At 70.1% G+C, this 13,356-nt stretch carries 14 protein-coding genes; 9 read left to right on the top strand and 5 right to left on the bottom strand.

The genetic code is table 11. The features are described 5' to 3' along the window. Positions 1-46: 46 nt before the first annotated feature. Genes alr through tsaE form a run of 3 tightly spaced genes read left to right on the top strand, consistent with a single transcriptional unit; the run spans position 47 to position 2,744 of the window. Entirely contained in the window at positions 47-1,177 is a 1,131-nt protein-coding gene (alr, locus tag FB471_RS14275; protein WP_141998609.1) for an alanine racemase, read from the top strand. Then, positions 1,174-2,265, top strand: a complete 1,092-nt coding sequence (locus tag FB471_RS14270) for an alpha/beta fold hydrolase (RefSeq protein ID WP_170220809.1) — start codon at positions 1,174-1,176, stop codon at positions 2,263-2,265. The genes alr and FB471_RS14270 overlap by 4 nt, the downstream gene beginning before the upstream one ends. Continuing rightward, positions 2,262-2,744 carry a tRNA (adenosine(37)-N6)-threonylcarbamoyltransferase complex ATPase subunit type 1 TsaE gene (tsaE, locus tag FB471_RS14265; protein WP_141998607.1) on the top strand — a complete coding sequence of 161 codons (483 nt, stop codon included), beginning with the start codon at positions 2,262-2,264 and terminating at the stop codon, positions 2,742-2,744. Before FB471_RS14270 ends, tsaE begins: the two co-directional genes overlap by 4 nt. Positions 2,745-3,130: 386 nt before the next feature. Here the strand turns inward: tsaE and FB471_RS14260 are convergent, their stop codons facing one another. Further along, a complete protein-coding gene (locus FB471_RS14260; RefSeq protein WP_141998605.1) occupies positions 3,131-3,517 on the bottom strand; it encodes a hypothetical protein in 387 nt (128 codons plus the stop codon). Between the two features lie 126 nt (positions 3,518-3,643). Here FB471_RS14260 and tsaB point away from each other — a divergent pair, with 126 nt between their 5' ends. The 3 genes from tsaB to tsaD are packed head-to-tail and all read left to right on the top strand — an operon-like array spanning position 3,644 to position 5,834. Further along, the gene (gene tsaB / locus FB471_RS14255) at positions 3,644-4,315 is read left to right on the top strand and encodes a tRNA (adenosine(37)-N6)-threonylcarbamoyltransferase complex dimerization subunit type 1 TsaB (RefSeq protein ID WP_141998603.1); all 672 of its coding nucleotides are present in this window, start codon (positions 3,644-3,646) and stop codon (positions 4,313-4,315) included. Beyond that, positions 4,312-4,788, top strand: a complete 477-nt coding sequence (gene rimI, locus FB471_RS14250; protein ID WP_141998601.1) for a ribosomal protein S18-alanine N-acetyltransferase — start codon at positions 4,312-4,314, stop codon at positions 4,786-4,788. Before tsaB ends, rimI begins: the two co-directional genes overlap by 4 nt. After that, positions 4,788-5,834 (top strand): tRNA (adenosine(37)-N6)-threonylcarbamoyltransferase complex transferase subunit TsaD, encoded by a 1,047-nt coding sequence (tsaD, locus tag FB471_RS14245; protein ID WP_141998599.1) that lies wholly within the window; start codon positions 4,788-4,790, stop codon positions 5,832-5,834. The genes rimI and tsaD overlap by 1 nt, the downstream gene beginning before the upstream one ends. Before the next feature lie 63 nt (positions 5,835-5,897). Here the strand turns inward: tsaD and FB471_RS14240 are convergent, their stop codons facing one another. Both FB471_RS14240 and FB471_RS14235 read right to left on the bottom strand, forming a co-directional pair. After that, positions 5,898-6,077, bottom strand: coding sequence for a peptidase (locus FB471_RS14240; RefSeq protein ID WP_141998596.1), 180 nt, complete (start codon positions 6,075-6,077; stop codon positions 5,898-5,900). 17 nt (positions 6,078-6,094) lie between these two features. Beyond that, a complete protein-coding gene (locus FB471_RS14235; RefSeq protein ID WP_141998594.1) occupies positions 6,095-6,889 on the bottom strand; it encodes a choice-of-anchor protein CoaP in 795 nt (264 codons plus the stop codon). 315 nt (positions 6,890-7,204) lie between these two features. Between FB471_RS14235 and xrtP the strand changes: the two genes are divergently transcribed. Continuing rightward, positions 7,205-7,708, top strand: a complete 504-nt coding sequence (gene xrtP, locus FB471_RS14230; RefSeq protein ID WP_141998592.1) for an exosortase P — start codon at positions 7,205-7,207, stop codon at positions 7,706-7,708. Next, positions 7,705-9,117, top strand: a complete 1,413-nt coding sequence (locus FB471_RS14225; protein WP_483964215.1) for a glycosyltransferase family protein — start codon at positions 7,705-7,707, stop codon at positions 9,115-9,117. Before xrtP ends, FB471_RS14225 begins: the two co-directional genes overlap by 4 nt. A 1-nt stretch (position 9,118) precedes the next feature. Here the strand turns inward: FB471_RS14225 and wecB are convergent, their stop codons facing one another. After that, positions 9,119-10,240, bottom strand: coding sequence for a non-hydrolyzing UDP-N-acetylglucosamine 2-epimerase (wecB, locus tag FB471_RS14220; RefSeq protein WP_141998589.1), 1,122 nt, complete (start codon positions 10,238-10,240; stop codon positions 9,119-9,121). 108 nt (positions 10,241-10,348) lie between these two features. On the opposite strand from wecB, the gene FB471_RS14215 reads away from it, so the two are divergent. Further along, on the top strand, positions 10,349-11,383 hold the full coding sequence (locus FB471_RS14215; RefSeq protein ID WP_141998587.1) for a DNA polymerase III subunit beta family protein: 1,035 nt from the start codon (positions 10,349-10,351) through the stop codon (positions 11,381-11,383). Positions 11,384-11,393: 10 nt separating this feature from the next. Here the strand turns inward: FB471_RS14215 and FB471_RS14210 are convergent, their stop codons facing one another. Then, positions 11,394-13,322 carry an N-acetylmuramoyl-L-alanine amidase gene (locus FB471_RS14210; RefSeq protein WP_141998585.1) on the bottom strand — a complete coding sequence of 643 codons (1,929 nt, stop codon included), beginning with the start codon at positions 13,320-13,322 and terminating at the stop codon, positions 11,394-11,396. Positions 13,323-13,356 lie beyond the last annotated feature (34 nt).

Here is a 13,356-nt window from a genome sequence, read left to right as displayed (position 1 = left end):
GCCGAGGTGACGGCATGCCGGATCATTGTGGGAAAATCGCGATGTTATGAGTCTTGACCAGTCGCGCCGTGCCGAGGTCGTGATCGACCTGCACGCGATCCGGTACAACGTCAGGCTGCTCGCCGGTCGGGCAGCGGACTCCGGCGCGGCCACCATGGCGGTCGTGAAGGCGGACGGCTACGGGCACGGTGCCCTGCCGGTCGCGCGCGCGGCCCTCGACGGCGGTGCGACCTGGCTGGGTACCTGTTCCCTGGCCGAGGCCCTGGACCTGCGCGCGGCCGGGATCACCGCGCCGATGCTGAGCTGGCTGGACACGCCCGACGTCGATTTCGCGCCCGGTATCGAGCAAGGGGTCGACATCTCGGTCAGTTCGCTGGCCGAGCTCGGTCGGGTGGCGACCGCGGCGAGCCGGGTGGGCCGCGCCGCGCGAGTGCATCTCAAACTCGACACCGGCCTCGCGCGCAACGGATGTCATCAAGCCGACTGGCCCGCGTTGGTCAAGGCCGCCGCCGCGGAGCCGTACCTGGACGTGGTCGCCATCTGGTCGCATCTCGCCTGCGCGGACGAACCGGGTCACCACTCGATCGACGCGCAGGCCGACCGCTTCCACGCGGGTTACGCGCTTGCTCGGGATGTCGGGCTGAATCCTCTGCGACACCTGGCGAACTCGGCGGCCACGCTGACCCGGCCCGATCTACATTTCGACCTGGTCCGCCCCGGTATCGCCATCTACGGCCTCAATCCTGTTCCCCAACAGGAGGACCTGCGTCCCGCCATGACATTTCGGTCCACTGTGGTGCTGGTGAAGCGGATCGAGGCGGGCGAGTCGGTCTCGTATGGACATACCTGGACCGCATCGCGGGACACGAACGTGGCGTTGGTGCCAGCCGGGTACGGGGACGGTGTTCCGCGCACGCTGTCCAACCGGATGGGCGTGTGGCTCGACGGTCGACGGTGCCCGGTGGTCGGCAGGGTGTGCATGGACCAGATCGTGGTCGACTGCGGTGACGACGTACCGGAGCTCGGTGCCGAGGTGATTCTGTTCGGCACGGGAACGGACGGCGGGCCCACCGCGCGAGAGTGGGCGGACACCGCGGGCACGATCGACTACGAGATCGTGACCGGCATGTACCGCCCGCGGGTGGTGCGTACCTACCTCGGCGCGGTGGCTCGGTGATCCCGTCACGCCGGATCCTTGGCGTTGCTGGCGGGCTCGGTGCGGTGGTCACCGGGGCCGTGGCGGCGGCGCTGGCGGTTACCACGCGCCGCGGGCGGGATCCGTTCGTGACCGAGCCGCTGGGTGAGCTGGAAGCGGACCGTGCCTCGACGGTCGCGGCCGACGACGGTACACCGTTGTCGGTGGAGGAAATCGATCCGTCGGGTGGCGAGGAGCCCACGCTGACCGTGCTCGGTGTGCATGGGTTCGCGCTCTCCCGGCGTAGCTGGCATTTCCAGCGCCGTGACCTGGCGACGTTGCGGCTGCCGGCCGTTCGACAGGTGTACTACGACCATCGTGGGCACGGCCAGTCCGGTGCGGCGACTCAGGAAACCAGCACGATCGAGCAGCTGGCGAAGGATCTGGACGCCGTGGTGCGCGCGCTCGCCCCGAAAGGTCCCATCGTCCTCGTCGGACACTCGATGGGCGGGATGGTGATCATGGAGCTGGCCGAGCAGGCGCCGGAGCTGTTCGCCGAACGGGTCAGCGGGGTCGCGCTGATCGCGACCGCGGCGGGCGAGGTGGGCGCGAAGGGCCTGCCTCGCCCGCTGCTGTCCAAGTACAACCCACTCACCAAGGGCGTTGGCGAGCTGGCCGGCTGGCAGCCGGGGTTGGTCGAGTTCGTGCGCGCCGCCGGCGGGCAGCTCACCCGGCAGGCGATCCGGCGGCTCGCGTTCGGTGGGCGAGACGTGAGCCCGCGGTTGGTGGACTTCATGCTGGAGATGCTCGCCGTGACACCGGTGCGCGGGCTGGTGAACTTCGTGGACACCCTGGGCAGCCACAACCGGTATGCCGCGCTGGCCGGTCTGAAGGAGACGCATGTGCTGGTGATCGGAGCGGATGACGATCGGCTCACCCCCTTTTCGCACGCCGAACGGATGGCGGCCGAACTGCCGGACGCCGAACTGGTCCGGGTGCGTGGCGCGGGGCACATGGTGCAGTTGGAGCAACCGGAACTGGTGAACAGTCACCTCATCGACCTGCTGCAGCGTTCGGCCAGGGTGGACGGTTCTGCTCCCCGGCGACGGTTTCGGTGGTGGCGCCGATGAGGATCGAACTCACTACGCCCGAGGACACCATGGATTTCGGGCGCCGGATCGGCGGTTGGCTGCTGGCGGGCGATCTGGTGCTGCTGGCGGGCCCGCTCGGAGCCGGGAAGACCACCCTGACCAGGGGGATCGCCGAGGGGCTCGGGGTGTCCGGGCGGGTCAGTTCGCCCACGTTCGTGCTTGCCAGGACGCATCCAGCGGGACCGGCAGGGGTGGCGCTTCTGCACGTGGACGCGTACCGGCTGGGTGGCGACCTCGCTCAGCTCGATGACCTCGACCTGGACACCGATCTGGACAGTGCGGCCGTGGTAGCCGAGTGGGGCGAGGGTGTGGCCGAGCAGCTCTCCGAGGACTATCTGGTGGTGCGGCTCGAGCGCCGTGAGGACGATGCGCGGCTGGTACGGCTGGAACCACACGGTGCCTGGAGCGACCGCCTGCCCCGGGATTACCTCGACGACGTCCCCGGTCCGGCGCGATAGGCCCGTTCGCGCCGCTAGGGGGACCCCTTACTTTACGTTACCGCGGGATACCGACAGTTTTGCCGCCGCCCGGCACGATACGCCGGTTGCCGCCGTGTCGGCGTGACGGGTGGTCATCTCGGTACATCGTACGGATCTGAGTGTCACAGCGACAGCCTGCCCCTCGGTCAGCGTCGAAGCGGGCGCACTACCCGAGACGGTGTGCGCAATATCACCTTCTCGGGTAGTGCGGCGACCGCGTCGCCTCAGTTGTGCGCCCTCCCGCGTCCGCCCCCCGCACGGTTAGCCCGCGAAACGTGCCCGGCACGGTGCGGTTAGCCCGCTAAACGCACCCCCGGCGGGGGCCGGTGGGACGGTTAGCCCGCGAAACGTAGCGGCCGGGGTGGTTAGGGGGTGACGGTGAGGGTGAGGCCGCCGGCGTTGCCGCCGCCGCAGCGTTGGCCGACGTAGTAGGTGCCGGGCACGGCGTCGGCGCGAATCTCGGCATACCCCTCACCCCCACCGGGGGTGCGCTCGGTGAACACCACGACCCCACCGTTGCCCTGGTAGGGGCCGTCGTGACCGGTGGGTGCGAACGCCGCCGAGCCGACGTGGTTGAGGCCCTCCCGGCGGCCGCAGTAGGCGGATACGTGCACGACCATCCCCGGCGAGACTGTCGTTTTGTCGACACGCAGGAAGGGTGCGGGTGTTGCGGTTGCCGGAGCGGTCGCGGTAAGCAGGGTGAGGCTGGCGATCGGGATGGCCACCAGTAGGTTCCGAGTGGTCTTCGACATGCGCACTCCAGTCAGTGATCAATTGGCGATCAATCAAAAAGGTCAGACAACTTTCCACCAGCAGGACGCCTCGGCTCCGGGCAGGTTGCGTGTCCGGCCTCCGGGCGACGGTCGTACGCTCGGAGGGTGCTCGTACTCGCCCTCGACACGGCGACCCCGGCCATCACCGCCGGCGTCGTCGAGCTGGAACGCACGCGACTCACCGTGCTCGGCGAGCGCGTGACGCTGAACCCACGCGCGCACGGCGAACTGCTCACCCCGCAGATGCTGCAGGCGGCCGGGCAGGCCGGTATCCGGTTGCCCGAGCTCGACGCGGTGGTCTGCGGTAACGGCCCCGGACCGTACACCGGCTTGCGCGCGGGCCTGGCCACGGCGGCCGCACTCGCGCACGGCTTGGGCATCCCGGCGTACCCGGTGTGCACGCTGGACGCCATCGCCGCCGAGACCACCACCACCGAACCGTTCCTCGTGGTGACCGACGCGCGCAGGCGTGAGGTGTACTGGGCCGGCTACGACGAAGCGGGCCGCCGCACCGATGGGCCGCGAGTGCAGCGACCCGCCGAGGTGTCCTCGGCGATTCGCCTGGCGGCGGGGAACGGAGCCCAGCTCTACGCCGACGCGGCCGAGCCGGGTGCGGTACGCGTGATCCCGCCCGCCCAGCCGAGCCCGCGCGGCCTGGTCACGGCCGCCAGGGAGGAGCTGCTCGCGAGCGCGGCACCCGCCCCGCTGACCCCGCTGTACCTGCGCAGGCCGGACGCCGCCGAACCGGGAGCGCGGAAGCGGGTGAGCACACCGTGAAACTGGAACCGTTGCGTAGCAAGCATATTCGCCGATGTGTCGGGATCGAGCACATCCTGTTCACCGGGGACAGCCCGTGGAGCGCGCGTGCCTTCCGCTCCGAGCTCGACGCGGGCGGTCACTATCTCGTCGCGCTCACCCCCGAAGGTGAGGTCGCGGGCTACGCGGGTCTCGCCGTCGCAGGCAGGCGCGGCGAGTGGGAGTCCAATGTGAACACCATCGGCGTGGACCCCGCCTTCCAACACCAGGGCGTCGGAACCGCACTGCTGCGTGCGCTGCTGGCCAAGGCCGACGAGCTGGATGCCCCCGTCTTCCTCGAGGTGCGCACCGACAACGTCGCCGCGATCGCGTTGTACGAGCGGCATGGCTTTACCCGGATCGGGATGCGCAAACGCTATTACCAGCCATCGGGGGCCGACGCCTACACCATGGCGCGCCCCGCGCGCGGCGGCTCCGGGGAGGCGACGGGCTGATGGCGCGAATCATCCTGGGAATCGAGAGCTCCTGCGACGAGACCGGCGTCGGGCTGGTCCGGCTGCGAGACGACGGCGGGGTCGAGTTGCTCGCCGACGAGGTCGCCTCCAGCGTCGAGCAGCACGCCCGGTTCGGGGGCGTGGTACCGGAGGTGGCCAGCAGGGCACACCTCGAAGCGATGACCCCGACCGTGCGCAGGGCCTTCGAAACGGCGAACCTCGAACTATCCGATGTGGACGCCGTCGCGGTCACGGCGGGACCCGGACTCGCCGGTGCTTTGCTGGTCGGGGTCGCCGCCGCGAAGGCCTATGCCGTCGCGCTGGATGTCCCCCTGTACGGCGTCAACCATCTGGCGGGGCATATCGCGGTGGACACCGTGCAACACGGCGGACTTCCGTCCCCGTGCCTTGCGCTTCTGGTATCCGGCGGGCATACCCAACTGCTGCGGGTGGACGGCATCGCGAACGCCATCACCGAAATCGGATCCACAGTGGACGATGCTGCGGGTGAGGCCTACGACAAGGTGGCCAGGGTGCTCGACCTGCCCTACCCCGGTGGTCCACCGATCGACAAGGCCGCGCGCAACGGAAACCCCGAGGCGATCGCGTTCCCACGCGGGATGACCGGTCCCAGGGACGCGCCCTTCGACTTCTCCTTCTCCGGGCTCAAGACCGCGGTCGCGCGCTGGGTCGAGGCCGCGCAGCGGCGCGGGGAGTCCATCCCGGTCGACGACGTGGCCGCGTCCTTCCAGGAAGCAGTCGCGGACGTGCTCACCGCGAAAGCGGTACGAGCGGCTTTGGACTCGGGAGTCAGCACACTGGTGATCTCCGGCGGAGTAGCGGCCAACTCCCGACTGTCCACATTGGCACAGGAGCGTTGCGCCGCAGCCGGGATCGAACTCCGTATCCCGCGTCCACGACTGTGCACGGACAACGGTGCGATGATCGCCGCGCTCGGCGCACACCTGCTTGCCGCGGACGTCGCACCGTCCGAGCTGGACTTCTCGGCGCAACCGGCCCTACCGGTCGGCACCGTGTCGGTCTGAACCGGCTGCCGTGGTGGCGGTTGTCCACCGGCCACCACGGCAGCCCGGCCGGTCCGGTCTAGCTCACGACACCTCCCGATGCAGCTTCCGGTTCCGCTGGTGGACGGCGATCATCGCGATCACGCCGAGCGCGATCAGGGTGACGCCCGCGGCCAGCCACCAGCCGAGGTCGGCACCGGTGGTGGCCAGCGTTCCGACGCTGCCCCCCGCCGTGCCGACGCCGGCTCCCGGCGGTTTGTACATAACCCACCACCTAGCTGTCAGGCCGGCACATCCGCGTTGGTCGCGCCGCGTTTGCGGACGAAGTGGATGGTCGCCGGGATGGCCGCGGCGCCGAGCAGGCCGAGCCCGATCCACAACCCCGCACCGGAGGCCAGCGGGATCGGCAGGCCGGCGGGGCCGCAGGTCGCCGACGAGATCACCAGATCGCCGGTGCCCAGCGGGGCCGCGAGCAGCTCCAGGTGGAAGGCGTTCACGGTCAGGCTGCCGTCGTCGTTCTGTATCTGCTCGTTGAGCGTGATCCGGCCGACGAGGGTGTCCAGCAACGGCAACCGGATCTCCACCACCGTGTTCGCCGCGGGCTCGACCGCCACATCCGCCAGCCCGCCGAGGTTCAGCCCGGCCAGCGTGCTGCTGCCGGACACGCCCTCCTCGGTCGCCATGCACTCGGCGGTGATCGCCTCCGCCCCGGCCGGGTCGACGAATGGCAACGCGCTCAGCACGGGTAGGTCCACGTCCGCGGTGGTCGCCCGCGAGCTGACCGCTCCGGTCTGCTCGTCGAAGGTCGCCTCGGTCTCGATGACGCCCGTGCTCAGGATGCCCGGTGCGTCGACCCCGGCGAAGGTGTTGGTAAAGGTCCCGTACTGGCCCGCGGTGCTGACCTCGGCGAACGGACCGAGATTCACGGCGTCCGCGCCGACCAGTGTCACGTTGAGCCGCGCTCCGTACGCTGAGGCGTCGCCCGGTGCCGCGGCCGCGGGAGCGGCGCCGGCGAGGACCGTGGCCGCGGTCGCGATGACCAGGAGCCCGGTCCGACGCCAGGTATGCGTCTTCATCTCGTTATTCCTACCTTTCTCGGCGGTCAATGCCGGAGCAAGCCGCTGCCCAGGCCGGTGCGCGCCGATATCGATACGACTCGCAGTCGGGGTATCGAAACCACCGAGTAAAATAGAACACATTTCGGGAGATGATCACTCTTTGGTGTGTATTTCGGAGCACGATCCTTCCATTTGTGTTTCGCTTGTCCCCGAGGGTCGCGCACACGCTGCGGTCCGTACCGCACCACGTCCACTTCGGACCCCTGCATGCGAGGGAGGATTGTGGCCGTAGCAAGCACACCCACGCCCGACACGTGGCGCGTTCCGGCCAGGATGGCCATCGGGGCCGTGCTCGCGATACTCCTCGGTCTGGTACTCGTCGAGCGCGCCTATCGCACGCTGGAGATAACACTCTCCGGCGCCATCATCAGCGTTATTAGCTCTAACGAGGTACATGTCGCGGGCGGGCGGGAAACCGTCTATTTCAATCTGGGTGGCGACGACCCGATCGGATTACGGATGACGCCGGAATGCTCCTCGGTGTTCATGCTGATGCCACTACTGCTGGTCACGTCGGTACTGCTGTGGTTGCGACCCCGGCAGGCCAAGCGGCTGATCGGTTCGCTGCTCATCGCCGGTGCGGCGGTCATCGCGGTCAACCAGGTCAGGGTGCTCGCCATCGTCGGGCTGGTTGACTGGCTCGGCGTCACCGAGGGCTACTACTGGGGGCACACCCTGATGGGCTCGCTGGTCAGCGTGCTGGGCGGCGCGCTGGCGCTGGTGCTGTTCGTGTGGTTGGGCACCCGCAACGGCAGGACGGGCGGAGAACGCTCGTGACCGGCGAGTCCTACAAGGTTCTGCTCGGCATCACCCAGGCCTTCGCGCTCACCATGAGTGTGGCGTTCATCGTCTACGTCGTCGTGATCGTGGTGCCCTACCTGCGCCGCAAGCCGTACCCGGCGGGCGATCCGGACACCTTCGAATGGCACTTCATCGTGCCCTGCCTGGATGAGCAAGCCGTGATCGGCGACACCGTGCGTTACCTGCGCGGCACCTTCGACACGGCGCACGTGTGGGTGGTTGACGACGACTCCGCGGACCGCACGGCACAGGTGGTGCGGGCGCTGTCCCCGCGGGAGGACGGCACGCCGGATCCGTACCTGCACCTGGTGCGGCGTCGCCGGCCACAAGCTCGCACCGGCAAGGGCGACGCGCTGAACGCCGCCTATCGCGCCCTCCTCGACTGGAGCGGCAGGCACATCCCGAAGGACCGCACGATCGTCGCCGTGGTGGACGCCGACGGCAGGCCCGCGGCCGACTGCCTTGCGGTGTGCGCGGCGAACCACCTGTTCGGCGACGCCGGTGTCGGAGCCGTGCAGCTGGACGTCTGGATGAGCAACCGGGACACCGAGCCGGCGCACCGGTCCTGGTGGCGGCGGAAGTTCGGGATGAAGCTGGCGCAGCTGCAGGATCTCGAGTTCCGGACCGCGATCGCCGCGATCCAGAACTCGCGCGGCTACACCGGTACCATCTCCATGGGTGGCAACGGACAGTTCACCCGGCTGTCCGCATTGGACTCCATTGCCGGGCAGGACGGGAGGCCGTGGCGTGGTTCCCTGCTCGAGGACTTCGAACTCGGGGTACACCTGCTCACCGCGGGCTGGCGCACCGGGTTCACCACGGACTCGCACGTCTCCCAGGAAGGCCTGTACAGCCTGCGCCGGTTTCTCACCCAGCGCACCCGCTGGGGGCAGGGCACCATGCAGTGCGGTCGTTACCTGCGGCGGATCTGGGACTCACCGCATCTGAGTACGCTCGGGGCGGCGGAGATGATGTACTACCTCGCCCAGCCATGGATGCAGTTGGTCGGTTCGTTGCTCTACCCGATCCCGTTCCTGGTGCTGCTGTTCACCACGGCGGGCGACCCGGCACGGGTATGGGAATGGTTCAGTGACGGTGCCTGGATCCTGTTCGCCATCTACGGCTCGTTCGGGCTGGCCCCGTTCGTCATCTGGGGGCCGGTGTACCAGATGAAATGCCTGCGCAGCCGGAACATCCTGCGCGGGATCGGGATGGGATTCGCCTACGCGGCGTACATCTACACCTTCTACATCACCTCGTGGCGCGCGGTGCTGCGGCTCATTCGCCGGCGGAATGGTTGGGCGAAGACCCGGCGCAACACCGAACTCGACGGGAAACCCGGACGCCCGGCACCGCGTCGCCCGGTCGCGAGCGATATGGGCTGACTCAGCCCCGCGTCGCCAGTCGCTCGAGCGCGGCGACCGCCCGTGCCGCCGCCGCCCCGTCACCGTAGGGATTCGGCGCCGCCGCGGCGCGTAACGTGCCGGACAGCGCCGCGCCCGCGGTCTTGGCGATCAGTTCCGGATCGGTCCCTACGAGCCACGCGCATCCGGCCCGCACCGCCTCCATCCGTTCGGTCACCTCGCGCAGTACCAGCACCGGCGTACCGAAGCTGGGTGCCTCCTCCTGAATGCCCCCGGAGTCGGTCAGCACCACAGCGGACAGTCGTAGCGCGCGGACCAGATCCGGGTAGCCGAGTGGATCGGTGATCCGCACCTCGGGCAGGCCACCCAGTTCGGCCTCGGCCTGGTCCCGCACGGCGGGGTTCGGATGCGCGGGTAGCAGCACCCGGATGTCCGGATGGTCGGCGACGAGCGCGCGTATCGCGGTGAACGTGCGCGCCATCGGTTCCCCCCAGGACTCCCTGCGGTGCGAGGTGACCAGTGCCAGCCGGCCACCGGTGGTGGCCAGTTCCGCCTCGACCTGGGCGAGTGCGGGGTTCTCGGCGGGCAGATCCATCGCCGCGATGGCCAGCACGGCATCCACCACGGTGTTGCCGGTATACACGATCCGGTCGTGGGGGACCCGTTCGGCCCGCAACGCCGCCGCCGCCCCCTCGGTGGGCACCAGGTGCAGCGCGGCGATCCGCGCAACCATCTGGCGGGTTCCCTCCTCCGGGAAGGGCGCGGACAGGTCGCGGGTGCGCAGCCCGGCCTCCAGGTGCACGACCGGAACCCGCAACCAGAACGCGGCCAGCGCACCGGCCAGTACCGTGGCCGTGTCCCCCTGTACCATCAGCGCATCCGGCCGGTGCGCGCGTAGCAGGTCGTCCATCGCCGGTAGCAGACTCGCCACCAGTTCGGCTTGCGATCCGGTGTGTCGTGGCGGGATCCTCAATCTCGCGTCGACGGCCAGGCCGAACGGCTCGAGCGCCTGCTCGACCAGCCCGGCGTGCTGACCACTGTGCACCAGCGTCCGGTCGAGGTCGGGGTGCGCGTCCAGGGCCAGCGCCAGCGGGGCCAGCTTCACCGCCTCTGGCCGGGTTCCGGCGAGTAGCATGATCCGCACTGATGACCTCCTCGCGGCGCGACCGGATCCATTGTGGCTGGTTCGGAGCGGGACCGCCGCCCGAGCGCCGTTGACCTTCGAGTGACTCGAACGCCCACAATCAGCTCCATGAACGATGCTTCCTCGTTGTTGAGTATCAGTGCGTTCGCCCGAACGGTGGGCCTCACCCCGAGTGCGTTGCGGTTCTACGACGACTGCGGCGTGCTGCGGCCGGCCCGGGTGGACGAGGCCACCGGGTACCGCCATTACGGCACTGACCAGCAGCAACGGGCGATCATGTTGCGCACCCTGCGCCGGGCCGGGCTCCCGTTGCCCGAGGTCGTCGAGGCGCTGGACGGCACGGCCGAGGACACCCGGCACCTGCTCCGGGCGCACCTGGACCGGATCCGGCAGGAGTCGACCGCGGCCCGGGCCGCGGTCGAGGACTTGCTGCGCACCCTGCCCGAGCCCGCGGCCGAGGTGACGCTCGGCGGCGCGGAGCTGGCCAGCGCGATACGCCAGGTGGTCCCGGCGGCCGGGACCGACCCGGCGTACCCGCAGCTGACCCACGTGCTGATCGAGCTGGACGAGGCCGAGGTCCGGTTGGTGGCTACCGACCGCTACCGGCTTGCACTGCGCGTGCTCGAGCCCGCGCGGACGGGTGGCTGTGCCCGGGTGCTCGTACCCGGCATGGAGGTGCAGGAACTCGGCCGGTGGGTGATGGCGCAGCCCGAGGTGGTGTTCGAGTTCGGCGAGGCGGAGACCACGGTGCGGGCCGGCGCGCAGGCCCGCTCGCTGCGGGCGACCCAGGACACCTTCCCTGCTTACCGGGAGATCCTGGACGGCCTGCCGCCCCGGCCGCATCGGGTGATCGTGGACCGGACCCGGTTGCGCGAGGCGCTACCTGCCGAGGCGGGGCGGGTGGTGCTGAGCGTGGCCGAGCAGCGGCTGCTGGTCGACGACGGCGCCGCCCTGCCCGCCACCTGCCTCGGTTCGGCGCCACGAATCGCGTTCGATCCCGCGGTGCTCGGCCCCGCGCTGGAGGCGAGCGTCGGGCCGGATGTGCTGCTGGAGATCGGCGAACCGTTCGAACCGGTGGTGGTCCGCTCGGCGGATCAGGGCAGCTTCACCGTGCTCGTCATGCCGGTCGAACTGCCCGGATAGCCCGATCCCGCTACCGCGTCGCGGGCAGGATCAGCACGTCCTTCGCCTTGACGTAGGCGAACCGGTGGCCGAACTGGATCTGCACGTACCGGGTGTCGCCCCGGACCACGACGTGCTCGGCCGGGTCGAAGGTGGTGGCGGAGTAGTACTCCGACCGCCCGCCCCAGCCCACCGAGTAGCGTTGTCCCGGCGGCAGCTCGTACTGCAGCGGCACGATCCGCTGCGGGGTCTTGCCGTCCGGGTAGGCCCCGGCCTCCGGGTATGCCCTGCCGTAGACCGGGATCGGACCGAGGCCGGGCTTGGCCACCGCCATGCTGCCGCGCACCGCGTGCGCGGCCGGCGCCTCCGGTGGGTTGTGGAACCAGCCCTTCTGGCCCAGGTACCAGACCGCGGTCCAGCCACCGCGGACCTCGGCCACGGCGTACCGCTGACCGGTCTCGGTGCGGCTGCCGATGTCGGACACTCGCATGGTGGCGGGTGAGCCGTCCGGGTGCAGCCCGACGTCGGTCAACAGTGACGCGTCCGGCCGCGGCTCGGTGCGCAGCACCACCGAGGCCGAGCCGCGGGAAGGGCACGGGGCGGTGGGGTTGTCCCGGTCGCAGCCGAGGAACTCCGGCCGGTTGGCGGTGAACTCGGGGGCGATCTCCAGCAGGTGCGAGCCCGGGCGCACCTGGCCGCCCTCGAACGGTGCGCCCATCAGGTCGAAGTAGTGCGCCCAGTCCCAGTACGGCCCCGGGTCCCAGTGCATCTGGGCGACCCGATCCGGGACGGTGCCGGGAACGTTGTCGTGCCCGATGATGTGCGCGCGGTCCAGCGGGATGTCGTACCGCTCGGCCAGGTGCCGCACCAGTTTGGCCGAGCTGCGGTACATCGCCTCGGTGTACCAGGTGCCCTGCGCGGCGAAACCTTCGTGCTCGAGGCCGATCGACTTGGCGTTGACGTACCAGTTTCCGGCGTGCCAGCCGACGTCCCTGGTGGGCACGTGCTGGGCGATGTGCCCGTCGGCGGACCGCAGGGTGTAGTGCCAACTCACGTAGGTCGGGTCCTGCACCAGCCGCAACGCGGTGTCCCAGTAGCCCTCGGTGTCGTGGATGACGATGTACTCGATCTGCTGGTCTTCCGGGCGGTTCGCCTTGTCGTGGTTACCGTAGTCATCGCCGGGAAGTTCTTGGTACGGAGCGGGAATCCACTCGCACGAGATCTCCCGTGGACACTCTACTTCGGACTGATCGGGATTGCGGAGGTCGAGCTCGGCGAGCTGCGCCCTGGCGGGGACGATGCCGGGGTCGCCGGCCAGCCGCACCCGCTGCCCGTCGTCGGTGCGCCGGTGCTGGCCGTTCGCGATCACCGAGAACACCTCGTCGGCGAACGCGGCCGCCGCGGTGCTCTCGGTGGCACCGCCGTAGCGGGCCACGGCGCCGTACCAGTCCGCGGGGCTGCCGGTGCCGTGGCCCAGTGCGTGCTGGTAGTGCGCGAGCAGCGCCGCTCCGCCGCGGATGTTCTGCCCGGGGTCGGTGCGCAGCGTCGCCGGGTCGGTGCCGGTCAGCTCGGCGGCGAGGTCCACGGTCTGCAGCGCCGGTTGCGGTTTCGGGGCTGCCGGTGCCTGCGGCAGCAGCGGTGGCCGCGCGCTGTCCCCGCGCGGGTCCTCGCCGCCCTCGTCGTGGTGCGTGCCCCCGCCCGCCGCGCGCAGGTCGGTGAGGTGCATCGGTCCGTAGCCCGCGCCGGTGCTCGGGGTGCCCCCGTTGTGGTCCCAGCGGGACTCCAGGTAGGAGACGCCGAGCAACACACGCTCGGGAACCCCGAACTCGGCGGCCGCGGCCGCGAAGGCCTGCTGGCGCCGTTGGTCCGCGGGCATCGGCTCCGCGGTGGACGGGGTGGCCGCCAGCCCGGCGACGAGCAGGACGGTCGAGGCGGCGGTGGCCAGGCGGCGCACAGGCATCGAGTACCCCCAGGGCAGGTGACTGTGGGCCGTG

This window comes from Amycolatopsis cihanbeyliensis, assembly GCF_006715045.1.
In the GTDB taxonomy this organism is placed as follows: domain Bacteria; phylum Actinomycetota; class Actinomycetes; order Mycobacteriales; family Pseudonocardiaceae; genus Amycolatopsis; species Amycolatopsis cihanbeyliensis.
Note: the sequence above shows the minus strand (reverse complement) of the source record. Positions and strands in the feature narration are given on the sequence as shown.